The organism is Bacillus sp. JJ1533 (assembly GCF_036965045.1).
Classification (GTDB): domain Bacteria; phylum Bacillota; class Bacilli; order Bacillales; family Bacillaceae_L; genus Ferdinandcohnia.
The window spans coordinates 1-24,219 of sequence record NZ_JBALOV010000028.1 but is presented as its reverse complement, the minus strand read 5'-3'; the positions used below and the strand labels follow the sequence as shown (position 1 = coordinate 24,219).

At 34.7% G+C, this 24,219-nt stretch carries 26 protein-coding genes; 22 read left to right on the top strand and 4 right to left on the bottom strand.

Translation table 11 applies throughout. The features are described 5' to 3' along the window. Positions 1-36: 36 nt before the first annotated feature. Together V7138_RS14985 and V7138_RS14980 are read left to right on the top strand one after the other, a co-directional pair. The gene (locus V7138_RS14985) at positions 37-171 is read left to right on the top strand and encodes a hypothetical protein (RefSeq protein WP_335398733.1); all 135 of its coding nucleotides are present in this window, start codon (positions 37-39) and stop codon (positions 169-171) included. A 40-nt stretch (positions 172-211) separates the two neighbouring features. After that, positions 212-628: a phBC6A51 family helix-turn-helix protein gene (locus tag V7138_RS14980; RefSeq protein ID WP_335398731.1), complete on the top strand. Its 417-nt coding sequence runs from the start codon at positions 212-214 to the stop codon at positions 626-628. Between the two features lie 763 nt (positions 629-1,391). Here the strand turns inward: V7138_RS14980 and V7138_RS14975 are convergent. Then, entirely contained in the window at positions 1,392-2,210 is an 819-nt protein-coding gene (locus V7138_RS14975; RefSeq protein WP_335398729.1) for an ATP-dependent DNA ligase, read from the bottom strand. Between the two features lie 178 nt (positions 2,211-2,388). Here V7138_RS14975 and V7138_RS14970 point away from each other — a divergent pair, with 178 nt between their 5' ends. The 15 genes from V7138_RS14970 (at position 2,389) to V7138_RS14900 (ending at position 18,223) form a co-directional block, all read left to right on the top strand. Further along, positions 2,389-4,077 (top strand): hypothetical protein, encoded by a 1,689-nt coding sequence (locus V7138_RS14970; protein WP_335398727.1) that lies wholly within the window; start codon positions 2,389-2,391, stop codon positions 4,075-4,077. 12 nt (positions 4,078-4,089) lie between these two features. After that, complete coding sequence (locus tag V7138_RS14965; protein ID WP_335398725.1) at positions 4,090-5,607, top strand: phage portal protein; 1,518 nt, start codon at positions 4,090-4,092, stop codon at positions 5,605-5,607. Continuing rightward, positions 5,607-6,533 (top strand): phage minor capsid protein, encoded by a 927-nt coding sequence (locus V7138_RS14960; RefSeq protein WP_335398723.1) that lies wholly within the window; start codon positions 5,607-5,609, stop codon positions 6,531-6,533. Before V7138_RS14965 ends, V7138_RS14960 begins: the two co-directional genes overlap by 1 nt. 80 nt (positions 6,534-6,613) lie before the next feature. Then, a complete protein-coding gene (locus V7138_RS14955; RefSeq protein WP_335398721.1) occupies positions 6,614-7,180 on the top strand; it encodes a hypothetical protein in 567 nt (188 codons plus the stop codon). A gap of 94 nt (positions 7,181-7,274) precedes the next feature. After that, positions 7,275-8,072: a N4-gp56 family major capsid protein gene (locus V7138_RS14950; RefSeq protein ID WP_335398719.1), complete on the top strand. Its 798-nt coding sequence runs from the start codon at positions 7,275-7,277 to the stop codon at positions 8,070-8,072. A gap of 197 nt (positions 8,073-8,269) precedes the next feature. Then, positions 8,270-8,668 carry a hypothetical protein gene (locus tag V7138_RS14945; protein ID WP_335398717.1) on the top strand — a complete coding sequence of 133 codons (399 nt, stop codon included), beginning with the start codon at positions 8,270-8,272 and terminating at the stop codon, positions 8,666-8,668. Further along, positions 8,668-9,018, top strand: a complete 351-nt coding sequence (locus tag V7138_RS14940; protein ID WP_335398715.1) for a hypothetical protein — start codon at positions 8,668-8,670, stop codon at positions 9,016-9,018. The genes V7138_RS14945 and V7138_RS14940 overlap by 1 nt, the downstream gene beginning before the upstream one ends. Beyond that, the gene (locus V7138_RS14935; RefSeq protein ID WP_335398713.1) at positions 9,015-9,440 is read left to right on the top strand and encodes a hypothetical protein; all 426 of its coding nucleotides are present in this window, start codon (positions 9,015-9,017) and stop codon (positions 9,438-9,440) included. Before V7138_RS14940 ends, V7138_RS14935 begins: the two co-directional genes overlap by 4 nt. Beyond that, positions 9,437-9,811, top strand: coding sequence for a minor capsid protein (locus V7138_RS14930; RefSeq protein WP_335398711.1), 375 nt, complete (start codon positions 9,437-9,439; stop codon positions 9,809-9,811). Before V7138_RS14935 ends, V7138_RS14930 begins: the two co-directional genes overlap by 4 nt. Before the next feature lie 50 nt (positions 9,812-9,861). Continuing rightward, on the top strand, positions 9,862-10,401 hold the full coding sequence (locus tag V7138_RS14925; RefSeq protein WP_335398709.1) for a hypothetical protein: 540 nt from the start codon (positions 9,862-9,864) through the stop codon (positions 10,399-10,401). Between the two features lie 83 nt (positions 10,402-10,484). Continuing rightward, on the top strand, positions 10,485-10,895 hold the full coding sequence (locus tag V7138_RS14920) for a hypothetical protein (RefSeq protein ID WP_335398707.1): 411 nt from the start codon (positions 10,485-10,487) through the stop codon (positions 10,893-10,895). Between the two features lie 361 nt (positions 10,896-11,256). Continuing rightward, positions 11,257-14,040, top strand: a complete 2,784-nt coding sequence (locus tag V7138_RS14915) for a phage tail tape measure protein (protein ID WP_335398705.1) — start codon at positions 11,257-11,259, stop codon at positions 14,038-14,040. Further along, a complete protein-coding gene (locus tag V7138_RS14910; RefSeq protein WP_335398703.1) occupies positions 14,037-14,789 on the top strand; it encodes a distal tail protein Dit in 753 nt (250 codons plus the stop codon). The genes V7138_RS14915 and V7138_RS14910 overlap by 4 nt, the downstream gene beginning before the upstream one ends. Before the next feature lie 38 nt (positions 14,790-14,827). Then, positions 14,828-17,977, top strand: a complete 3,150-nt coding sequence (locus V7138_RS14905; RefSeq protein ID WP_335398701.1) for a phage tail spike protein — start codon at positions 14,828-14,830, stop codon at positions 17,975-17,977. Then, positions 17,978-18,223 carry a hypothetical protein gene (locus V7138_RS14900; protein ID WP_335398699.1) on the top strand — a complete coding sequence of 82 codons (246 nt, stop codon included), beginning with the start codon at positions 17,978-17,980 and terminating at the stop codon, positions 18,221-18,223. A 473-nt stretch (positions 18,224-18,696) separates the two neighbouring features. On the opposite strand, the gene V7138_RS14895 is transcribed toward V7138_RS14900, so the two are convergent. Then, positions 18,697-18,894: a hypothetical protein gene (locus tag V7138_RS14895; RefSeq protein ID WP_335398697.1), complete on the bottom strand. Its 198-nt coding sequence runs from the start codon at positions 18,892-18,894 to the stop codon at positions 18,697-18,699. Next, the gene (locus tag V7138_RS14890) at positions 18,894-19,106 is read right to left on the bottom strand and encodes a helix-turn-helix transcriptional regulator (protein WP_335398695.1); all 213 of its coding nucleotides are present in this window, start codon (positions 19,104-19,106) and stop codon (positions 18,894-18,896) included. The genes V7138_RS14895 and V7138_RS14890 overlap by 1 nt, the downstream gene beginning before the upstream one ends. Before the next feature lie 195 nt (positions 19,107-19,301). On the opposite strand from V7138_RS14890, the gene V7138_RS14885 reads away from it, so the two are divergent. The 5 genes from V7138_RS14885 (at position 19,302) to V7138_RS14865 (ending at position 23,233) form a co-directional block, all read left to right on the top strand. Further along, positions 19,302-19,436, top strand: a complete 135-nt coding sequence (locus V7138_RS14885) for a hypothetical protein (RefSeq protein ID WP_335398693.1) — start codon at positions 19,302-19,304, stop codon at positions 19,434-19,436. Position 19,437: 1 nt separating this feature from the next. Beyond that, a complete protein-coding gene (locus tag V7138_RS14880; protein ID WP_335398691.1) occupies positions 19,438-19,650 on the top strand; it encodes a hypothetical protein in 213 nt (70 codons plus the stop codon). Positions 19,651-19,797: 147 nt separating this feature from the next. Continuing rightward, positions 19,798-20,199, top strand: coding sequence for a hypothetical protein (locus V7138_RS14875; RefSeq protein WP_335398689.1), 402 nt, complete (start codon positions 19,798-19,800; stop codon positions 20,197-20,199). Between the two features lie 12 nt (positions 20,200-20,211). Continuing rightward, a complete protein-coding gene (locus V7138_RS14870) occupies positions 20,212-20,862 on the top strand; it encodes a M23 family metallopeptidase (protein ID WP_335398687.1) in 651 nt (216 codons plus the stop codon). 1 nt (position 20,863) lies between these two features. Continuing rightward, the gene (locus V7138_RS14865; protein ID WP_335398685.1) at positions 20,864-23,233 is read left to right on the top strand and encodes a hypothetical protein; all 2,370 of its coding nucleotides are present in this window, start codon (positions 20,864-20,866) and stop codon (positions 23,231-23,233) included. A gap of 101 nt (positions 23,234-23,334) precedes the next feature. Here V7138_RS14865 and V7138_RS14860 read toward each other — a convergent pair. After that, the coding region (locus V7138_RS14860) for a G5 domain-containing protein (RefSeq protein WP_335398683.1) at positions 23,335-24,219 on the bottom strand (885 nt) is incomplete at its 5' end.

The following is a 24,219-nucleotide window of genomic DNA, read 5'->3' as shown; positions in this document are numbered from 1 at the left end:
GAGTATGTCAATCCTTATTTCGATAAGGTGGAAAGATTGCAGTTTGAAATATGGTGGAATAGGAAACAACCAGAATTAGTTGAGCGTTTGAAGAATGAGTTTGAGATTACTAAGAGTGTGTTAAATAGGATTACTGAGGAAATATTAATTGAATTGAAAGGAGTCGGTTAAAATCGCTAAGAAAACATATACACCAGAACAATTACAGGCGATGTATTATCTTGCTTTACCTAAGTCTGAACGTTGGGCATTAGATGAGAATGGAAACAAGGTTAAGTTACTTAATACGTACCAGGATATAGCAGATTATATTGGTGTCCATTTAAATACCCTGTACAGTTGGAGAAAAGATGGAGCATTAGATGAACGTGATTTAAAAAAAGAAATGTTAAAGCATACGACTAAACATCTACCTGAAGTGTTAAATGCTATTAAGGAACAAGCTGTTAAGGGTAGTGGTAAACATGCTGAATTATTCTTAAAGATGCATGAAATGTTAACGGATAAGAAAGAAGTTCGTACAATTAATGAAGACCATACAATAGATATTGATAAGATAAAAGAGAGGGCTATGCAGTTCTCTAATGGTTCAGTACAAGGTAGTGTAAAAGAGGACTATACACATTAGACTATATGTTGTAGTAGAAAGTGCTAGGAATGCCTATATTTAGTGGTGTTTGAGTGGTTATTATAGGTAGTAAATAGGCTATGAAAAACTGTGAAATGAGTATGATTACATTGACTGCAAACCTCCCACGGAGAAAGCCTCAAAATTTTTCGATCCCACTGCATAATGAATGTATATCATTATTATCCCTGTATAAAGTTTGATTAATATGTCGGTATAGTTTTGAAAAGGGTCATAGGTATATCAGAATATACAAGGCCAGTTAGTTTATTGAATGATTTATACAAGATAATTACTGCATAAAAACTTTATAAAGATAATTCACAAACTTACCCGTCATAAACGTTGATACATCAACGAGGTTCTAGAACATACATTATGTAAACAATAGGGTGAAAGTAGCCCTCAACCGCAGATGGCATAAGGGTTTGAACCATGTTACGCATACTTAGAATACTAGCATAGACTATGTGAAGTTCACAAACTAATGATGAATAAATATTTATTGTTTATTCTTTTGTTTTGATCCATTTCATTTGGTGAATAAAGTAATTTTACTTTGTAGTTTACAATAAAAGAAAGTTTTTATACAGTAAATTGAATTGATTTAACTTTATTTTAGTTTATTTTTATTCATTTTATTGTATAGAAATTCATGTCGAACCGTACACAGGGGGGCGTGTCGAATATTGGCGTACATCTAGTGTACTCTAAATCCGCAAATCAAATTTAATCTCCGAAAATGAACTATGTAATGTGGAGATTATAACCACTCCACAAATGAAGGAATACGCAATTTACCTTGTTTAGTTAAGTTTCGGTACTTTACACGAACAGGAATAGGCTTAATGTATTTAAATTTATCATTCTCAGAAACTACTTTGTACATAGAATACAACTGTTTATGCTGTTCTGGTGGCATAAACTCCATTAATCCAGCGTGAGTTCCATCCTGGAATGATAAAAGTAAGCCGAATTTATCTTTACGTAGGCCGTATATAAGAATATTATCATCATACTGATAATTTATTACCTTTAACCATGAATAACTACGTTTACCAATTTCATAAGGTGAATTGTCAATTTTCTTCAACACGATTCCTTCTAGTCCGTTTTGTTTAATTAAATCAAAGTATGCTGATCCATTGCCTTGAATCCATTGAACAGCTGCAACGTGAGGATGATTTGTAGGTAGAACATCTTGGAGTAAGGTCTTGCGCTCAAGAAGAGGAAGAGAAACGACTTTTTCACCTTTGAAATAAATTATATCGAATACACAGAATTGTGCATGATGATTAGTTTTTGATGACATAAAACGTTCCATTGTAGATTCAAAGTCCGGTTTACCATTTTCATCTGATACGACAAGTTCACCGTCTAGGACAGTACCATTTGGAATGTTTAGTGTTGTTAACTCAGGAAACTTTGCTGTAATGTCATTATTATGTCTTGAATACAGTTTTATCTTATCGTCCCATTTGCTGAGGATCATACGGAATCCATCGAGTTTTAATTCGGTGATGTAGGATTCATCATTAAATGGCTGATTTGATTTTTGCAGTAACATTGGTGAAATAAACATAAATACCACCTCACTACTAATTTTAACATGTTAGGAATTGTAAATTTAGTGGGAATTAAAGGTTATAACTATATAAGAATGAAGGGAGGTAAAACCTATTGCTTATGTTAATGGTAAATGGCTAGACCGTCCTCAACGTGAGGAACTAATCAAAGCAACTCGAATTTTAATTCAAAAAATGACGGCTCAGATAGATAGTCTTTCCCCTTCTGAAATAGAAGAATTAGAAACATATCTCAACGAAATTGAACGATTAGAACGTATTCATCGGTCTGAGGTAGATTTACTCTACTTTGCACATGAATACTTTTCTGAACTCCGTAATCCCTTCAATAATGGTAACTGGGAAGGATTCGATATTGAATCTCCTGAAGTTGCAGCAGACTTCCACAAAGAAATATGCTCCATTATCGACAATGTATCCAACGTTGAAAAGAATGCAAAAGTAGCAGTTGCAGCTCCCCGTGGTCATGCGAAATCTTCTTACTTGTCTAAAGCAAATCCTATTCGTGAAATTGTTTTTCGTAAACGTAAATTTATTGTACTCATATCTGAAACTCCAAAGGTTGCAAAGGGTATTTTAGATTGGATTAGTTGGCAACTCAAATCAAATAAGAAGTTGAGACAGGATTTTGGAGAACTGCTCTCACCTAAACAACAAATTAATGTTAGAGATAATCAAGAAGAATTTATTACGTGGGAAGATGAAGGGAACGATTCTAAAAAGTTACTTTCTTATCTTGTATCTGCTTCAACCAATCAAGCAATTCGTGGATTAAACTGGAACGGATCAAGACCAGATTATATTGTACTTGATGATTTGGAAGGTATTCATTCAAACGCAGGTACAGCAGAACAACGAGCAAAGTTAAAGGATTGGTTTGCTTCAGATGTAATCCCATTAGGTGATGCAAAAGGTCTAATCACATCATTTATCTATATGGGAACAATTGTACATCAAGACAGCCTTCTTAATAATGTAATCAATGAAAATCCTGACTTTAAGTCAATCAAATATAAAGCGATTATTGATCCACCTGAGAAACAAGAACTTTGGGAACAATGCCGTTCTATTTATTTGGATAAGGATTTAACCAAAGAGGAACGAAAACAACAAGCAATTACATTTTATGAGTTGAATCAATCCGAAATGGATAAAGGTGTTAAGGTATTGTGGAAGGAAGCGCAGTCCATCTTTAAGTTAATGAAGTGGAAATGGGATTACGGTAGTAAAGCATTTAATACTGAATATCAGAATGAACCTAGAGACGAAGAATCTCAAATTTTCAACGCTGAAGCATTTTCCTATTTTACTGATGCTGACTTAGTAAATCAACCTTTAGACTTCTATACATTTTGGGATGTTGCACTTGGTAAGAATCTAAAACGTACTGACTATAATGCAATTGTCACGATTGCTAAGAATAGAAGGACTGGAGTCTTATATATTGTCGATGCTTGGGCTTCTAAATGTAAATTAAATGAAGCTTTAAAGATTGCAGTTGAAAAGATTGAAATGTACTCACCTAAAATATTTGGTGTAGAAACAATAGGTATGGCTCATGATGTGCCTAGCCAATTAAGAGATGCTTTACGTAAGAAAGGTATCTATTCAGCAAGAATTAAGGCTGTAACTAGTCACGAAATTAAGAAAAAAGAGGATAGAATTGCAGCACTTGAGCCACTTGTTGAAAGTGGTTTTTTATTGTTCAAAAAAACAAATCAAGCATTATTGCATGAACAACTTGAGCAATTTCCTGGTGGAACTAACGATGATCTTCCAGATGGACTTTCCGCTTGTGTTTCACTAGCAGGTGGAATGAAGCGTAAACGATTAACTTCAAACAAGAAGCCTATGGGCTTTTAGGAGGTGTACTATTTGACATTATTTAAAAAAGGTGAATTTTTTCCACCAACAAGTGATGAAGCAAGAATTGAACGGTATCATGTCAACCGTGAAATATTCTTAGGTCATCATGATAGTATTTTTCAATCAAAGCAAGATTTATTAACACCTGAACAATTAAATAAACTATACATTAGTTCAAATATTGCAGGGTTAATTTGTCGGAAATCTGCTGACTTTTTATTTGGTGAAAAGCCTACTTTTACAAGTGGTAAAAAGAATAATTCAAATGAACAAAAACGACTTGAAGGTTTAGTGAATGAGAATGGACTTTATACAAAGTTTTATGAATCTGCAATGTCTAATTCTTATCGTGGAGATACATTCTATAAGATTCGATATGGACAAAAGTACGGTGGACTTGTTGATTCTACACTAGACCACTATCGAGTATTTATTGAGCCACAAAAAGCTGAATATGTCTTTATAGAAACAATTCCTGGTTCAAATACTGTACTTGCTTATCATATTGCAATTCCTAAAGTTGTTGAAGGTACAGGTGATCAGGAATGGATATTAGATGTTGAATCTCATTATGTGGGAGTCATTAAGTATTCAAAATATCAAATGTCTCCATTAACATTCAGTTCCTATGAGAATCGAGTGGAATCTTGGAAAATTGTTAAAGAATTATACTCAGACAGAGAAGATGTAGAGACAGAAATCAATGAGCATTTAATTGTGCATATTCCAAACCTCAAGACTGACGATATGTTATTTGGGATTGATGATTTAACCGAACATCATTCACTATTTGCAGAATTGAATAACCGATTAAATAAGATTGCAATGATTTTAGATAAACATTCTGACCCTATTCTTGCAGTTCCTGAAGATATGTTAGAAGAAGATGCGAATGGTAATCGTTATTTGAATGCAAGTGAAATGAAAGCAGTTGGTATTCAAGGTAAAGACGATGTTAAGCCTGAGTACATTGTTTGGAATGCTTCACTTGATGCGGCTTTCCGTGAATTAGATTTTATCTTGAATCAAATCTTGCTAGTTACTGAAATGCCTGGTGTTGCATTAGGCTTACAGGATTCCGGTACAAGTGGAGGTTCAGGACTATCTATTAAATGGAGAATGTCACCACTCTTAGCGAAAATCAATCGTAAACGTCAATATTTTGACGAAGGTATTAAGAAAATCCTACATGTTGCTCAACTCTTAGAACATGCAAATAACGACAATGTTGACTATGAAGTATTTACTCCTCATATTTCCTTCAAAGACGGACTTCCAGACGATGACAGAGAAAAGGCACAGATCATTAATATGAGAACAAATGGTAAGTCTACACTATCCCAAAAGACTGCATTAATGGAGCAATACGACATGACTGAGGAACAAGCAGAAGAGGAAATTAAACGTATTCGTGCTGAAGATGAAGCAGACGGTTTAATCCCATCTTCTACAAATAGAGGACGTGTACATAAACAAGAAGACCCGATAGTTAATCAGAATGAGAAAAGAAAAGGCTTTGATGAATAATGAGTCTGAATGTTCCTGTTCCTGAGTACGACTATAAAGTTAATAAACTTGTAAATGCTTATAAAAAAGGCATTCAATCATTAATCCTAGAAATGTCTAGATATGATGTGAGTGACTTATCAAGAGCAAATACTATTGCAATGTTGGCCTATTTGAGTGAAGTCTTATCTGAAATTGATGAGGAGTCTGTGAAGTGGGTTGAGGAAGTAATACCTGTTATTGTTCGTGATGGTACTATTCGTACTCTAATTAATCTTAATGTAGTTGATACCATTGAGGAAGCCCAACAAATAATTAAGTTTAATCGATTGAATAAAGAATTGATTAAAGTTGCGATTGCAGATACTCAAAGTGATTTATTAGCGGTTACAGACAAGATCGAAACCAATGTAAGATTAGCGGTTCGTAAAGCATTTGGTGAGTCCATGCGTGAAAATATGGCGGCTGGTATCAACGGATACAAGACGATTAAACGAGATACCATTCAAGCATTAGAAAAACTTCTCAAAGATGCATTAGAAGGTTCAATTATTTATGCAGATGGTCGAAGGGTAAAGCCTTCTGATTATGTCGATATGTTGGTTAGAACTAAGATGATGGACATTTACAATGAAGCCCATACAAATGAAGCTATTTCAAGAGGGGCTTTTTATGCTGTCATTTCTTCTCATGGTGCAAAAGATGCTTGTCGTTTTCATGAGGGAAGAATTATCAAATTGACTTCTGAAGCACCTGGAGACTATCCGACATATGACGAACTAAAAGCGAGTGGACAGATATTTCACCATCGTTGTAAGCATACATACAGCGTTATAAGAACAATAGATTCATTACCTAGTAGTGTGCTAGATAAAGCGAATAAACAGTCTGAAATAGGCTCTAAGGCTTTATCTACTGGTAAACGTAATCCAGTTTTAGAAGATTAAAAACTTGACCTGAGAAGGTCGTTAAATATATCTAATTCGAATCGTTCACGTTACGAACGTAATTAAGGAGGATTTTATCAATGTTAGACCAAAATCAAAACCAAGATGTAAATAATACAGATCAAAATACTAATGGGGATCAATCGAGTACGAACTCGCAAAAAAACGAAAATACGATTCCATATGACCGTTTCCAAAAGGTAAATACTGAAAGAAACGAGTTAAAAACTAAATATGAGGAACTTCTGAAGCAACAGCAACAAGCAGATGAAGAAGCCAAAAAGAAACAAGGTGAATTCGAGTCTCTTTATACAGACTTGAAATCAAAACATGATCCACTTGTAGAGCAATTGAACCAATATCAAGAAATCTTTAAACAAGACTTTGAAACAAAGTTAAACTCTGTTCCTAAAGAATTTCATGATTTGATTCCAGAAGGTAGCGAACTAGATAAACTCAAATGGATTAATAATGCCATTGCAAAAGGCCTATTCGGTAAAAAAGAACAAAAAGCCATCGGTGATATGACAAATGGCGATGCAACTAAGAATGAAATCACTAAAGAACAATTTAAACAAATGTCTATCTCAGAGAAAACAAAACTAGCCAATGAGAATCCAACTTTATACGCAAAGTTAAGAGGATAACCAATAGGTATCCTTTTTTATTTGGTCTTTTCGCTTAGACCTTGCCAAAAAGAAAGCAAAACAAACTATAAAATTATAAAGGAGTTTTTATATTATGGCACAAACAAAAGCATTAGATTTAATTAATCCAGAGGTACTAGCAGATGAGGTTTCAGCAAATTTACCACAGAAAATTCGATTCGCACCTTTTGCGAAAATCGATGACACTCTAGAAGGACAGCCAGGTGATACAATCACTCGTCCTCGTTATGCATACATTGGAGCAGCAGATGATTTAGTTGAAGGCGTTCCAATGGATCCTGCTAAGTTAAGCATGACTACTACTCAAGTAACTATTAAAGAAGCTGGTAAATCCGTTGAGGTTACTGAGAAGGCTGTTTTAACTAATTTAAGTGGTACTCTAGATGAAGCTGAGAAGCAAATCACTATGTCACTTGCTGACAAGATGGAAATTGATTATTTAGCTACTCTAGCTTCAGCACAATTATCTTTCGCTGGTGCTGCAACTTCAGCTGCAAACATTATTGATGCAGTTGACGTATTTGGAGACGAGGACGAAGAGGATTACATCCTATTCATTAATAACAAGGATTACACTAAATTAGTCAAGTCTTTATTCAGTGTTGGTGGAGATGCACAAGATAAAGCATTATCTAAAGGACAGGTTTCTGAACTTGTTGGGGTTAAAGACATTGTGAGAACAAAACGTTTACCAGAAGGTACTTCTTACCTTCAAAAGCAAGATGCAGTTGAAATTGTTTACAAGCGTGGAGTTAATGTAAATAAAGACGCTGACATTCTTGCACGTACTGTTGTACTAGCGGGTAACCAATACTACACTACTAACCTGTACAATGAGTCTGGTGTAGTTAAAATGACTGCTACTGTTTAATTTAATGATTATTTAAAGGTAGAGGGCTATTAAGTTAGTCCTCTATTTATTTAGGAGGTGTTTTCTATGGGTATGTTATTCAGGCGACATAGAAAAGCAAAAGAACAACTTGAGAAAGTTGAAGAAGTAAAAAAAGATCAATCAAAGAAAGATAAGAAGAATAAAAGTAAATCGGATAAAGAGTAGGTGTTAACATTATGGCAGAGCCAAATTTTGAACCAGATGTTATGATGTGTGATTCCTATCTCAGTTTATATTCTTTAGAGTATGAAGAATGGGAAAGTTCTTCTTATGAGAAGCAAATGCGAACTATGAATGTAGCTTATACAACTCTAAAAAGAAAATATCCTGACTTCATTATTCCTGAAGATGCAGTTTATGCTTTTACAGGTGTGTTATCTGCTCTATTTAGTGATGCTAATAAAGGTCAACACTACGGTGTAGCGGGATATTCCGTTACTGGAGTTGCTTCCTATACATTTAATCAAAGTTCAGTTGGTCAGTCATTAGAAAGATTTATTCCTGCCGAGTCAAAACGATTAATTGAAGAAGTTAATGGTGTAAGTCTAAAACGTAAATTCGGGAGAACAATCTAATGGCTATTGTTCCTATGAATCAAGTGACAGCTGTACATAAAGTGAAAATGGAAAATGGAAAGCCTGTTCTAGATAGAAATGGATTTCCCAAACTTGATAAAACTATTCGGTTAAATTGTCGTGTTGATGAGGGTTCATTCCTTGTCGAGAATAATTCGCTTGGAGTTACTTCAAAAGAAACCGTAGTTGCTACTGCTAAGATTCTTTATGACAAATTAGCGGATATTAGTTACTTCGATGATATTGAATACACCAATGAATTGAATCAAACGATTAAACAGCCTCCCAAGAAGATTAACGTAAAACGTGATATTGGTGGAAAGCCAATTTTGACGGAGGTGTTTATATGAGTTTTGAATTTGATGATTCTGATTTCTTACGACTACTTAATGATAAAGTGAGTGACATTACAAAAGAATCCATTGAACGTATGCATGATTCTGTAGATGACTTAGCACGTATTTCTGTTGATATTGCTCCTATTGATAAAACAACTTTGAGACGTTCAGTCAACAAGGAAGTTTTTCAAGAGGGAGATAAAATCATTGGTGAAGTATCATTCTCTGCAACTGAACAAGATGGAAAGGGACGGTTTAACTATGCTTTATGGACTCATGAAATGGATTATGAGTTAGGGGAACAATCTCAAGCTTCACCTGGAACAGATGGATACCAAACAGGGAACAAGTATTTACAACGTCCACTTGAAGGGGAAAGTGAGAAGTATCTCAAATGGCTTGCAGAAGGTGTAGTAGGGGGGATTAATAAATGAAGTTAGATAGTTTGATTGATTTTATTGAATCCCAAGTTCCTTATACCTATTTTAAGAATCGCATTCCTAAAGAATCCGTTGATGATTGTGCTTCCGTAAAGTTAACTGGTGGATTTCCTACGAGAGATACCGGAATTAAACAACCTTCCTTTCAAATTCTTGTTAGGGGTGCTAATACACCTGAAGGCTGGAGTGAATCGGAGAACATTGCTAATCAATTGTATGAGTCCCTAACTAATTTAGAAGAGGTAATGATTGGAGAGTATTCAGTTGTTGCCATTCGTTGTATGAATTCCGTTCCTTTATTTTTAGGCACAGATGAGAATGACAGACCAATCTATAGTTTGAATTTTAGTATGATAGTTCGCTAATTTAGTGGACTATTTTTTTATTTTATAACCTTATAAGGAGATGTTTAAATATGGCTTTAAAGACGATTAACGTACCAATCGGGCCTGCAAAAGTAGAGTTCGGTGATTCAACTCCAACAATTTTTGATGTTACAAAAGGCGGAGTTGTCTTCAGTGTTTCAAGTACAAAGCAAGATATTACAATTGACCAATACGGTGATACACCAGTAAAGTCAATTTTCAAAGGTCGTACTGCTCAAGTTACTGTTCCAATGGCTGAATATGATCTCAAGAAATTATCTGTGGTCACACCTAATTCAAAGTTTGGTGAAGATGTGGTTGACCCTGAAAAACCTTTGCATAAATTAGAGGTTTACGCTAATGCCGGAGATGATTTGACATCTACTGCAAAGAAATTAGTTATTAAACCAACTGCAAAGGGTACTAGCGAAAACGATTGGGTTACTATCCCACTTGCAGCACCGATGGCAGATATTGAATACACTTACAACTCAGACAATGAGCGTATCGCAAATGTTACCTTCGTTGCGTATCCAGATGAAAAAGGACTCTTGTACTTCATGGGTGATTCTTTAGTAACCATATCCTGATAGTCCCTCTGAGTAGATAATAGCAAAAACACTAAGGTTGAGTGAGAACTCAGCCTTATTTTAATTAAATTGGAGGTTAAAAAATGAATATCAAAAAACTATTTCTTGATAAACAAGGTGTACACCAACTTGGAAATAAGAAAGTGAAAATTAAAAAAGTAACTCCTTATGTTTACAAAGAGGTAATGAATTCGGTTGAAATGTTACCTGGGATTTTATTTGATGCCATGCTTAAATTCTATTCTGGTGAAGAGAAGAAGAATGTTTTTGAATGGATTTTAGTAGCTGGTGATTTTGTAATGGATGAGATTGTAAAAGTTACTTCCATCCTTAGTGGAATTGACGAAGAGTACATAAAAAAGAATGTTGGTATTGATGAAATGGTAGATTATTTATTCAAAACAGTTAAAAAGAATAATTTGGATGAAACAATAAAAAACATGTTAAGTCCTCTACTAAAACAAATCAAACCACAAGAAACTCCAAACGAGTAGAGGACAAACCGTATACATTAGATGATTTTTTAATTGATGCATCCCTTGAATTAAATGTTAGTCAGTTTGAGATTGAAAATAATTATTACATGATTGATATTCCGATTTATCTTAAGCGAAAAAGAGAAAGAAAAAATATAGAAAAATTAGAGCAACTGAATTTAATGATAGCTTCGAATGACAGATCATTAGACAAAGAAGGTTATTCAAAATTTATACAGCAATATTCAGATTTTAACAATGACGATGAATTCAATCGTGACAAGTTCGAAGAACTTAGAGCGTTTACCAATAAAATTAACCAGATGTAGGACGTTAGTTTCTAAACGTCCTATTTTTTTATGAATTGGATGGTGAGGAAATGGCAAAAGTTGGAGAAATTAGGGCTAGATTAGTCTTAGACAAAGGTAGTTTCAACAAAGGAATGAACGAAGCAAGAGAAGAACTTGATAAAACGAAAAACTCTGCAAAGAATACTGAAAAGGCAATTGATGGAATTCAACGAGCATCACTAGCGATTGGTACTGCTGTTGCTGTCGGAGTGGGAATTGCAACAAAAATCGCAGCAGACTTTGAACAACAAATGAGTCGAGTTAAAGCTATTTCAGGAGCAACTGATGCTGAATTTAAACTCTTAGAACAAGCGGCACTTGATTTAGGTGCTTCCACAAGTAAGAGTGCTTCTGAGGTTGCATTAGGCTTTGAAGACCTAGCGGCAATGGGATTCAATGTTAATGAAATGTTGGCGGCTATGCCTGGTGTAATTTCAGCTTCAGAAGCAGCGGGAGCAAACTTAGCACAGACAGCAAGTATAGTTGCAGCAGCACTTAACGGATTCCACTTAGAAGCTAGTGAGGCTAATCGTGTAGCAGACGTTCTTGCAATGACTGCTAACGTTTCAGCAGCGAGTATGGATGATTTAGGTTATGCGTTTAAGTATGCAGCACCAATCGCTCAGACACTAGGAATAAGCATGGAAGAACTTGCGAGTGCTACTGGAATTATGGTCGATGCCGGAATGGAAGGTAGTCAAGCAGGGACTACATTACGTATGGCATTACAACGACTTGCAGACCCAACAAAAGAAGGGAAAGAAGCATTAAAAGACTTAGGTGTAAGCACTGTTGATGCAAAAGGGAACTTTTTAGATTTATCCGAAATACTACCTCAATTTGTTGATGGTCTAAATGATATGACAGATGCTCAAAAAGTAGCAGAGTTAAGTACCATATTTGGAACTGAAGCGGCTAGTGGTATGCTTTCCGTAATTGGGGCAGGCCCGGAAAAGTTTAATGACTTTACTAAAGCACTAGAAAATTCAGCAGGTTCATCAAAAGAGACTGCTGATATTATGAAGGATAATCTTAAGGGTTCTTTTGAAGAGTTTCAAGGAGCATTAGAAACACTTGGAATCAAAGTAGGAAATGAGTTCTTACCTAAATTTAGAGAAATTGTCGAGACTGGAACAGAAATATTTGAAAGTCTAGGAAAACTTAATCCTGAAGTATACGATACAGGTATAAAAATGGCAGGAGCATCTGTCGGAGTGGCACTAGCAGCTACTTCACTTATGAAAGTTGTAACTGCTTTGAAGGGTCTTTCATTGAGTCCAGTTGGATTAGTTATTACAGGACTTTCATTATTAGCAGGTGTTGTTGTAGGTGCTAAATCTCAATATGACGATTTTAATAAAGTAAGCCTTGAAAATGCTGAAGCCATGATGAAACAACAAGAAGAATTATCTTCAATGACTGAAGAATTCGATAACCTTAAACTTCGCTCACAACTAACTAATGATGAGTTTGCAAGATTCTTAGATATTAGTGATGAAATGAACCGTACAACTGATCCACAGATTTTAGAAGCGTTAAGACAAGAGCATGAAAAATTAGCTGAGAAATCAGGACTATCTGCCGATGAACTTCAACGAATGGTAGACCTTAATGGAAAAATTATCGAAGTTGTTCCTGACGCAAATATCAAAATATCGGAACAAGGTAATGCTTATCTTGAATCCACTGATAAAGTGAAGGAGTTCAACAAGGAACAACTTGAAGCCATTCGGTTAGAGTTAGAGATTCAACAAGCAAAAGCAGAGTCCAAAATGGCTGACTTATTAAGAGAAGAAAAGTCGTTGAAGGAAGATATTAATAAATTAGAATCAGACCGTCAAAAAATCGATGAGGAAATCACTGAATACGAAAAGATTATCTTTGACCAGACTCGAAAAATTAATGAAGCCAAAAAGCAAGGTAAAGAAGAATACATCACTTTATACGAGCAAGAAATTGACCGTGCAAATATGGAAATTAAAATCCTAAAGGATCAAAATATAGAAATTCTTGATAAGTTAAAGAAGAAAAAAGACGAACTTGGATTAACTCAAGAAGAATTGAAACAATTAGACGAAGTTAAAGATAAAATGATTGACTTAGAACTTGCTCAAGCTGGATTAAATACTAAAAAGGGTGAAGGTCTAAAGACAGTTGAAAATGAGATTCTTAAATTAAAGCACAAGAAAGACAGCATGATTGCAAATACTGATGAAGCCTTCAAGAATACTACCGAATATCAAGATGGGATTCGAGCGATTGATGAACAAATTGGTTCATTAGAAACTGTTCGTGACAGGGTTAAGAAAATCATTAGTGATGCATCCGTTCTTAACAGTGAATTAGGAAAGAATATAAATAAAACAGTCTATGTTACTCAGCGAACTAAATCAGGTTCTTATTTGACGTATCATACTGGTGGAATTGTTGGAGAAAATCCATTAAATCAAATGCCTAAATTACATACTGGCGGTCTTGCTTCACAAGTGATGCAAATGAATACACCAATGCATAACGAAGTAGATGTGCGTTTGTTAAAAGATGAAATGGTATTAACTCAAGCGCAACAAGCAAATTTAATGAGGTTAATTGATGCCGGAATATCGAGACCAAACCAATCTGGTACTCCAAATTATGATTCTATGGATACATTAATCTCACAATTAATTGCATTAAGTGATAGACCAATATCCGTTTCAATTGATGGTAAAGAAGTTGCAAAAGCAACCTATGAAGATGTTACTTATTATCAAGATAGATACAAAAGTAGAAAACGGACAACTCAAGGAAGGCAAGGAGGGGGTATAATTTGAGAACTTTTAATTTTAACGGTATTGATAGTGGTCAATATTTAATTGTTAATAAGGTAAAACAATCACTACTTCCCAACATAAAAAGAAATTATATTAATATTCCTGGCAAAGCCGGTGCGTATTTAGGAAACACTAATTTAGGTGTAAAAGTTTTTGAGATTAATATTACACTAATTTCAAATGGTGTTAATAACTACGAAGAACTGAAAGATAACATTAAAAAATGGTTATTTACAGAAAGGGAATGTGAATTAAGTTTCTCCAATAGGCGTGATGTTACTTATTTTGCTGTATTAGATAACTCAGTTGATTTAGATGAATTATTTGTATTTGGAGAAGGGACGATAGTATTTGTTTGTCCTGATCCCTTTGGGTACGGAATTGAAAATTCGTATAAGTTCCAACATGATCCAGATTATCCTGGTGATCCAATTGCTCTTGATATAAAAGGTACTTACAAAACTCAACCTCGATTTAGAGTATTCTTCCTCAATCCCTCAGATGAACTTAAAATTATCCATGAAAATACTGGAAAATACGTAAGATTAATTAGAAATTTCAGTGCAGGCGATGTCCTAGAATTTGACTTTTCTAATGGGAAAATCTTGTTAAATGGAAAAATTACAATGCAAATCTATGATTGGTTCAATAGTAACCAATTCAGTTTTGATATCGGTAATCAATTAATAAGGGTTGAACCAGCAGAAGCAGTAGAAACAATAGTCTTTTGGAGACCTAGATATATATAGGTTTCTTTTTTTTATTTGTAAAAAATGGTGGTGTGAAATTGAAAGAATTATTTATTTTTAATAAAGACGAGGAATTATTGACTGTATTGAAACCAGATGATCAATCTACCGTAGATACAGAATGGCTTGTTTCATTGCTTGGAGAATATTATTACGCATGGGAGACTAACTTTCTCTCAAAAGGCAATCTTTCCTATTATGACGCTAAACATACTGAACAAATAAACAATGTAAATCATTTTGAATTTGAAGTACCTGCAAATCATCCCGATAGTCAATTTATCATTGAGGAAAATATGGTTGCATTTATAGATGATGATGGGGAAATGAGACTGTTTGTAATTAAAGAATTGGATGAAATTCATAATGATGATTTATATAAAATAGTTTATTGTCAAGCGGCTTGGATAGCAGAATTAAGTGGTTCTCCATTAGAGGATTTAAGACCTCAAAATAAAACAGCCCTTGAAGTACTTACAACTATTTTAGAGAATACAAGGTGGAGTGCTGGTAAAGTAGGTGAACTAGGTTTATTTAGTACCAACTTTTATTTTGAGAATGTAGTATCCGCCATTAAAAAGATACTTACAATTTGGGGCGGTGAGATTAAAGACCGAATTGTAGTTACAGATGGTAAAATTTCTGGACGGTACATTGATATTCTTATGAGACGTGGCTCGGACACAGGTAAGAGTTTTGAAATTGGTAAGGATATTAAGTCTGTAACAAAAAGAGTGTTATCAAATCCTGTTTCCGCTATATATGGTCGTGGTAAATCTCTACCTACAGATGAAGGTGGTTTTACTCGTAAGACTAATTTTGAAGATGTTTCTTGGATTAAAGCAAACGGTGATCCAGTCGATAAACCGCTAGGTCAAAAGTGGGTAGGAGACGAGGAAGTACGTCAACGTATAGGGAAATTAAAAGATGGAGAAAGACAACACGTATACGCATTTATTGATTATCCTGAGATTGATGACCCTGAAACACTTCTTGAGGTAACATGGAATAATCTACAAAAAAAGAAGTATCCAATTGTTGAATACACCTTAAAAGTTATTGACTTAGCAAGTATTATAGGACTAGATCATGAGAAAGTAAGATTAGGTGACACTGTTTTCATCTCAGATAAGGAGTTCACTCCTGAATTATTCATTGAAGCTAGAATAATAGAAATTAAAAAATACATAAACGAGCCTGAGCGGAATGAAGTTGTTTTAGGTGATTTTATTTCACTTTTTACAGATGATGATCGTTTAGATGAGATTGAATCAAAGTTAAATGACAAAGGTGGAGTATGGGATAAAGGTGCAGAGCCAATAGACGATAGCGATTATCCTGATATTGTACCACCAACACCAACAAACTTTACAGCTGAGGGTTATTTTAAAGCAATCGCTTTAAAGTGGGATTATGCCTTATCGTCTTATATAGCTGCTTATGAATTGTATGCTTCTCAAATAAAGGGATTTGTACCTGATAAATCTAATTTAACTTATCGAGGTAAGACAGGTGGTTATGTTTTTAATGCTGATACAGACCAACAATGGTACTTTAGAGCAAGAACTATAAATCACCATGGAACACCAAGTCCCTTCACTGTGGAAGTTCAAGCCAACACTCAAAGAATATTGACCGATGACATGGTGTTCGGTGAGGAAATGGCTGCTAAACTAAGAGATTTAAGCAAGACTGCTCAACTGTTGGCAGATGGTTCTATTACTGGAGACATGGAAATGGTCAATGGGCAGTTGTTAGTTAGAGAAGCTGCAATTGGAACGGCTGCCATAGCAAATGGAGTAATTGAGAACTTCCATCTGGGTGAAGGTATTATTGATTTTGCTCAAATTAAAAAGGCGATTATCACGGATGAATTAATATCCCCACTAGCAAAGATTGACTTCGCAAAAATCGCAAATGTTGAAATTACTGATGCCCATATTAGCGGTCGTCTTAAAGCGAATAGAATTGAAGTTGGCCCCGATACGGTTTACGAAGATGGGTATGATCCTACTAAAATTGAAGTCGGTGGAAGAAACCTTGTGAGAAACGGAGACTTTTCTAACGCTTTAACACATTGGAGAAACTGGCAATCCAACAGGGGTACGAGAGAACTAATTGATATAACAGATTTACCTGGATTTTTAAAAGGATTTAAAATAGTTGCGAATACAAGTAATGAGTGGGGATATGCTCAGGATTCCCTTCCAACTATTCAGGGAGAGCCTTATATACTTTCCGCATGGGTGAAAATTGAGAGTGGTGGAATTGAATTACAAGAAGGCAATGGTTCGGTTTCTTATAGCCAAACTACAAGTCAAGTCATAGGTAAGTGGCATAGAGTTGAACACCAATTTATCGCTCGAGATAATTTTACTAACATTTATTTAGGTCAAACAAATTCAGCTTCAAATACTATTGCGTACTTCACAGGCGTACAACTTGAAAAAGGAAATAAAGCAACAGAATGGACACCAGCACCTGAAGATATTCAACAATACACTGATAATAAAGTTGACCCTTATGTTGAAACATGGAACAAAGCTGACATTATCAACCAATCATCTAGTTTTGAATGGACACCTGAAGGATTTGTGGCGATTAATCCGTCAAATACGTTGGAAAGAGTTAAATTCACATCCGGTGGAGTGGGAATATCTTCTGACGGTGGAAAAACTTATAAAACAGCTATTACTGGTAGCGGAGTATATACTCAAAGGCTACAAAGTTATGGTTCAAACACGTATATGGAGATAGAGGGCAGTGATTTTTATGTACGCAGCAATAACTCCACCAGGAAGCTATTTGACGCATACTCAACTTTAACAGAGTTGTATGATGGGAACGAAGTAGACCCAGCAATTTTAGGATATGGAAAAATATATATGCAACGGGTGGAAATATACGTGCCTTCAGGTAGTTACAAGGCTGGAGGACTCAGTAGTGAAGGTGGGTATATTGAAAAAACAATTAACATTACCGACTATGTAAGGGTGGCGTTAAGCGAAAGAGCAGTCATCATACCGCAGTCAATACATCGTGAATTCTATGCTTATGAAGTTTTAGGAGGGCGTGTAATGGGTGGAGATTTAGAAAAGATAAAGTTACGCATAAGCCCTTATTATAATGTAAATGTCGGAAGTGCGTTCTACGCTCAAATTGATTTATTAATTGTGGGGTGGAGATAATTGATTTATAAGGTAATTGACTCCCAAACTGTAACTGTAAAAAGCGAAACTGGAGAGTCTACTATTTTAGCAGTAAAGGTGAATTATACATCGGCAGAACAAAATATCAATCATACCAAGGTGTTTGAATTTGAACCTGCAATTTCAGACGAGGAAATAAAAACTCAAATTGAAGCATATGGGAAAGACTTGATTCAAAATGAGGAGAAAATAAGGGTAGTAAATTTAGAAGGCGTAATCAGTTGATTAAACTTTCTATTTTACCAAAACAAATACAAAGGACATTACCGAGTCTTGATTGACTTAGTAATGTTCTTTTTTTTACTTTTCACTTTCTAATTTCCTAATATCATCATGAACTGCTCTTAAATTTTCTACAAACTCATCTTGGACACCAATACTTTCTCCACCAATATCATGTCTAAGTAAAAGTGTTTTTGATACGATGAGTTTTATTTCAGCATTAACCTTTTTATAAAAGTCACTCTCACTATCATAATAAATGTAGTAATCATCTAAATCACTTTTTTCAGCAAAAGATAATTCTCTTTCATCATTGTAGGCACTTTGTAAATGGGATAATATTGTTTTCGTATCTTTAATGAACTTATCAAATTCTCCACTATCTAATTCTGATGGGCTTAAATTAGTTTGGCTTGAAGAACAAGCTGATAGTAAAGCGATTATAAATAATAAAAATATTCCTTTACGTATTTTAATTACCTCCCCTCATTTAACTCTTTTATTCTTTCTATACTTCTTTTAACACATTCACTCTTAGTTTCCCCACGTTCAATACACATTCCATAATCAGAACTTGCATGTGCTTCAAAACAATCCCCAAAATCGTATACATCTACTCTTATATATGTCTTGTTTGGTATTAAAAAAAATTCTATTTTTTGGTCAAGGAACATTATCTATTCTCCTCATCTTCTATATATTCGTACAAATCCTCAACTGTTTTTCCTAGTAGTCTCGATAGCTTAAATAACTGTATTGCCGATGGAATTGATTTTCCTGTAGACCAATTGCTTAAAGTGTTTGTTGATACCTTCATTTTTTTTCGAATATATTCACGACTGTAAGGTGATTCTTTAATACAGTCTCCAATCTTACTTATTAACAATCTTATCAACTCCCCCTATCAAATATTCCACAAAATTAGTTAAATTCCTTTACAAAAAATAGTTGTAAAGAAATTTAACTAATTTTGTGATAGACAGGCAAGTTTTAGGCGAATGCCCATATATTGATGTTAAGAAGCGGGTTAAGAACTATTTACCACCTACTTCTTAACCAATTCGGAAAGGGAGTTTGTTCTATGAAAACTAAAAAGATTAAGGTAAATGTCGGTAATGCTGAGAAGTTGCTTAGAGGTAACTTAAACGGAAAAATTTTTCTATCTAAGGAAGGGAAAAATCTCCTTAAAAAAGCAGTGGTAGAAAAGAGGGTTTGAGATGGGATTGAAAAAGGTGTCTTTAGTCTTGAACGTTGATGATCCAGAACAAGCAGAATTGTATAAATTCGTGAAAAATCTACCAAACGGAAAGAAACGTAATTCTTCAGCGTTTCTCCGTCTCCTGGTAGATAGAGCATATCAAAATGAGAAAATTAGGCAGACTAAGCCTGTCATACGTAATCAAGGTAGTATTAGTTTTAAAGTTGAATAGTTCCTATCTATTTCTTATCTACTTCCGAACTAAAAATAGGCAAAAAAAGAAAAGAGTTTGGCTAGGTATCTGACACTCTTCTATGTCAGATTATGCGAGACTTTTAGAAAACTTGCATGTACATCGAGAATCTGAGGAGGAAAATTTATGTTTTCAAAAACTAAATACATGTCCATTGGTCAGTTCGTCCGAAATGAGAAGGAAGATGTCCTTACAAAGTTAAAACGACACTTTGACAAGTATGGGATTGTTTATAAGATTGTTGGAACTACAATAATCATCTTTGTAGGCGGTGGCGGTTTTGATTATGCTTTTGCGAGTAGTGGGATAGACAGGGAAGCAAAAAAACTTTATTACGAATTAATTGGAATAGGAAAATGGTTGATTGTGTTCAAGGGCGGTATCGATATTATTAAGTCAGTTTCTAATGGTGAATTTGATTCAGCCAAAAAGCATTTCTTTAGTTATCTGTTAATCTATCTATTCCTTCTAGGCCTTCCTTACGGCATGGATAAAGTGGATCAAGTTTTCAGAAGTATGCAAAGTTAAGGAGTGTCACAAATGAAATTCAAACTAACATCAGCATTTGGTGAAGTTTCTCCTATCCGAAACTGGCAGCCCCACACTGGTATTGATTTAGCCATGCCAGACAATACAACATTAAGAAGTTTAAAAGAAGGTGTAGTTGAAAAAATTTATACTGGTGAAGGTTCACTTGGAAAAGGTATTTCTATTCGCTTTGAGGATGGTACGACTGGAATTTACGGACATTTAAACGAGGTTAAGGTAAAAGTAGGGGAACATGTAAATGCAGGGGAGGTTATTGGTTTAAGTGGTAATACAGGCAACTCTACAGGCAGTCACTTGCATTTTGCTTTAAAAGAAAATGGTGAGTATGTTGATCCTGCACCAATAGCGGTACAATTAGCATCAATAAGTGGCGATGGTGTTTCACAAGGTATTTTAACCAAGTTAATTGTAAAAAGCACTGAGGGAGTTCGTGAAACAGCAAAGGAAAATACAAAGGAAATAGTAATAGGTGTCCTTGAGGGACTACGTGATCTAATTGTAGAATCAATAGGTGCTATTGCCTTAATAGGTGGAGGTGTCCTAATACTACTTAGAATAGGTGGTTATAAAGATGGTACAAAGTGGTTTGGAATGCTTCAAGTTGCTAATGTATTGTTAAAATTCTTTTTTGGGGTGTATTAACTTGAAGAATATTAGATTAAGTGAAGTTGTTCGTATTGTTAAGCCTGAATATGTCTATCTCAAGCTTACTCCAAGTAATTCAATCCGTAATCAATCCACTCATAAAATAGCGAAAACAATTTCCTCATTATATCGAAATGTAATCCAAAATATTAAAACTGAGCAGCATAATATGATTAAGGTTTTTCGTAAAGAGTTTTTTCTAGGAACAAAATATTCATTTGAAGTCAGTAGTAAAGTAGGTTATTACATCTACATCGAAAAGAAAAAAGTGGAGTTTTATTTCATTGTACCAAAACATTACCTATCCATTATAAAAGAGAAACTTGGCGATGTATGGTCAAATGTCACAGTCGAACAGGTTGAACAGATACCAACTTTTAATGAATCCTCAACTAAGTATCAATTATCTTATATAAAAGAGGACGGATTAAGTCTTGCTACAGACAGAACTAATAACGATTTATTAAACAGTCAATTAAACGTTGTCGATATTCTTGAACAAGATGACCGTGTGGGAGTGTTTTATAATTTCATTCCCACTTCTCAATTTTCGTGGAGGGCATCCTATGAAAATACTGTTCGCAAAGTAAAGGACAATGCCCCTGTAGACCGTAATAAAATGGGAATTAGTTATACTTTAAGATTGGTAATCAAGTTAGTATCTTCCATTGTTGATTCTTTAGGTGAAGCAATTGGAGGTGAAAACAAATCCAAAAAAGAAAAGTCTCAATTCTTATTATTTGAAAGAACTCTTGAACGGATGAACGGTGGTAAGCAAATCAGTCCATCTACAACTAAAAAAGCTAATTCAACCATAGTAAATACTCAAATTGTCGTATTAAGTGAATCTAAGGATAAATTCAGAGAACGAAATAATGCTAAAAGCCTTTCACAAAGTTTTGATACAATAATAGGTGATAATCGACTGGTTGCAAAACCATATAAAAAAGGATTTGAATTTACCGATTACTCATTACCTGGTGCAGAAATAAATAAAACTGGTGATGAGGAAGTACAGAATTTTATATCACTTGCAGGACGTGACATCTTAGAAAAATACAACTTTATTGATAAGGTAGACACAAAAGAGACTCAAGTACCTGAAGATTTACGGAAGGGTACTATGAGGATTGGTGTCAATACTTTCAGAGGAAACAAACAAGAAGCGTATTTGACTAATCATAAAGAGTATCAGTATTTGTCGCTCTTTTTAATCGGCCCCACCAGAAGCGGAAAAACAACTTTAATCGGTAATTTGTCTTATGATGCAGTAAAAACTGGAGAGTGTGTAATCCTATTTGATTACATTGAGAATTGTGAAATGAGTACAGAAGTTGCTTCATTATTTCCTCAAGACCAAGTATTGAATATTGTATGCGACAATAAAGATAAAGCACAGGGTTTAGGTTACAACGAAGTACGAATGAGTGATGATCCTTTTGAACAATATACCAATGCAAAAGAACAAACTACTCAATTAATGGACTTAATTAATGCAATAAATACAGATGATAAGAGACTAGCCCCAAAAATGGAGAGGTATTTTGAAAGTGCAGCAAACGTTGTATTTATTCAAGGTGGTAGTATTAAAGATGTGTTTACCGTATTAAATAACTTTAGAAAAAGGGCAATTTTTATCAGTGGGGTAAAAGATGAACAGTATGAGTATTTAGAGGAATATATTGAAAGCCTTAATGAATTGGATGATATTGATTCAAAAACTGGTGAAGTAATGGGAACAAAATTACACCTAATTGCAGGAATCATTGACCGTTTAGGCAAGTTAAAAAGAAATCCTTACATGGAGTTAATGCTACAAAAGTCTACTGAGGATAATATTGACTTAGTTGAAGAAATGGAAAAGAATCAATTAATTTGTATAAAAATGCCGGAGCATATGTTCAACACAGATAACGAAAGGGATATCTATACAACTTACTGGATAACAAAAATTTGGCTATCGTTGCAGATTAGAGCAAGTTTAATTCCTGATAAGGATAAACGAAAGAAGGTTAATCTATTCATTGATGAAATGTATCAAGTCCAAAACACAGAAGCGTTTCTTGCTCAAAAATTAAGTAGACTTGCTAAGTTTAGATTGAAGCCTATTGTTAGCTGTCACTATTTAGACCAGTTGAAACATATCAAAAAGGAATTAAGCGGTGCAAATGCTTCCTACATGTTGATAAGTGGATCAGATAAGGATAATTTCAACGAATTAAAAGATGAACTACATCCTTATACAGTCGAGGATTTATTAAACCTTCCTGAATATCATTCATTGAATTACTTAAAGACTAGTAAAAGTTACGGACGTTTTATAACTAAATTGCCTCCACCAATAAATGAACATAAGGAAACCACTTAATGAGTGTAACGGGTCTTATTAGATGTACTAATTTTTATATTATCAATTTTTAACAAAAGAGAATCCCTCTCCCGAAGGAGAAGGATTTTATTGTATGAGGATTAGAAGTTCTTTCCGAAGCTGTCGCTACCAATGATTTGGCTATATAGAGAGTTCGCTTTTGCTGTTCCACTACCATATACAGCATTCGCCGCAGCTCTCACAGCCCCTTCGATTTTCCTTCTATTTGATTGGTTGAATTCATATTGCTTTGGACCTTCTTCAGGACCCATAAAATCAATCAATTGCTCTTTTGTGCCACTGTATGAGAGATATGCTCTACCGTTGTAACGGATATTACTTACGCCATCACCACCAACTTCAACTCCGATGATTTCACCAAAGTCATCACGTAGAGAGTAGAAGTTTCCTGCTTTACTCATTCCTGAACCACCCAAGATGCTATGAGCTTGAGATGCAGAAAGTTTAGTTGGAGCGGCTTGAACCACTTTTGTACCCACTTTTACAATCTTATTGACAGGTTGCTTTGTTACACTTGAAGAAACCACATCTTTAGATGTTAGCGTTCCATTTGTGTAAGTTTCTTTATACGTGATTGTCTTCGTTCCATTAGAACCATTTTGTACTACCACTGTTTTGCCCTTCTCTAAGTTAGCATCATTTTGTGTAACTGTTTGGAATGGGATAGACTCCGTAGCAGTTGTTGTCTTCGTTGTAATGCTATCCTTTTTAGGAGCAGGAGTAGAAGTAGATGTAGACGGTGATTTAGTTGATTCAGTCTTCTTCTCTACTTTTACCGTAGCAGTTGGAGTGTTTACTGTAGACCGCTCGACGGTTGCTGTAGAGCCATCTTCGTTTTCTGTTCCTGTCACTTTTGTGTCATCTTCTTTTTTTTCTGTTTCAGTTACTTTTGAATTGTCTTCTTGCTTATTATCCTCATCTTTATTTTTCAACTTAGCTTCTTCTATTCGTACATCTTTCTCAAT

Excerpts from the sequence above, each read along its gene's own strand:
- V7138_RS14980 (WP_335398731.1), top strand. The coding sequence starts at position 212 with ATGTATTATCTTGCTTTACCTAAGTCTGAACGTTGGGCATTAGATGAG.
- V7138_RS14975 (WP_335398729.1), bottom strand. The coding sequence starts at position 2,210 with ATGTTTATTTCACCAATGTTACTGCAAAAATCAAATCAGCCATTTAAT.
- V7138_RS14970 (WP_335398727.1), top strand. The coding sequence starts at position 2,389 with ATGACGGCTCAGATAGATAGTCTTTCCCCTTCTGAAATAGAAGAATTA.
- V7138_RS14960 (WP_335398723.1), top strand. The coding sequence starts at position 5,607 with ATGAGTCTGAATGTTCCTGTTCCTGAGTACGACTATAAAGTTAATAAA.
- V7138_RS14955 (WP_335398721.1), top strand. The coding sequence starts at position 6,614 with ATGTTAGACCAAAATCAAAACCAAGATGTAAATAATACAGATCAAAAT.
- V7138_RS14950 (WP_335398719.1), top strand. The coding sequence starts at position 7,275 with ATGGCACAAACAAAAGCATTAGATTTAATTAATCCAGAGGTACTAGCA.
- V7138_RS14945 (WP_335398717.1), top strand. The coding sequence starts at position 8,270 with ATGGCAGAGCCAAATTTTGAACCAGATGTTATGATGTGTGATTCCTAT.
- V7138_RS14940 (WP_335398715.1), top strand. The coding sequence starts at position 8,668 with ATGGCTATTGTTCCTATGAATCAAGTGACAGCTGTACATAAAGTGAAA.
- V7138_RS14935 (WP_335398713.1), top strand. The coding sequence starts at position 9,015 with ATGAGTTTTGAATTTGATGATTCTGATTTCTTACGACTACTTAATGAT.
- V7138_RS14930 (WP_335398711.1), top strand. The coding sequence starts at position 9,437 with ATGAAGTTAGATAGTTTGATTGATTTTATTGAATCCCAAGTTCCTTAT.
- V7138_RS14925 (WP_335398709.1), top strand. The coding sequence starts at position 9,862 with ATGGCTTTAAAGACGATTAACGTACCAATCGGGCCTGCAAAAGTAGAG.
- V7138_RS14920 (WP_335398707.1), top strand. The coding sequence starts at position 10,485 with ATGAATATCAAAAAACTATTTCTTGATAAACAAGGTGTACACCAACTT.
- V7138_RS14915 (WP_335398705.1), top strand. The coding sequence starts at position 11,257 with ATGGCAAAAGTTGGAGAAATTAGGGCTAGATTAGTCTTAGACAAAGGT.
- V7138_RS14895 (WP_335398697.1), bottom strand. The coding sequence starts at position 18,894 with ATGTTCCTTGACCAAAAAATAGAATTTTTTTTAATACCAAACAAGACA.
- V7138_RS14885 (WP_335398693.1), top strand. The coding sequence starts at position 19,302 with ATGAAAACTAAAAAGATTAAGGTAAATGTCGGTAATGCTGAGAAGTTG.
- V7138_RS14880 (WP_335398691.1), top strand. The coding sequence starts at position 19,438 with ATGGGATTGAAAAAGGTGTCTTTAGTCTTGAACGTTGATGATCCAGAA.
- V7138_RS14875 (WP_335398689.1), top strand. The coding sequence starts at position 19,798 with ATGTTTTCAAAAACTAAATACATGTCCATTGGTCAGTTCGTCCGAAAT.
- V7138_RS14870 (WP_335398687.1), top strand. The coding sequence starts at position 20,212 with ATGAAATTCAAACTAACATCAGCATTTGGTGAAGTTTCTCCTATCCGA.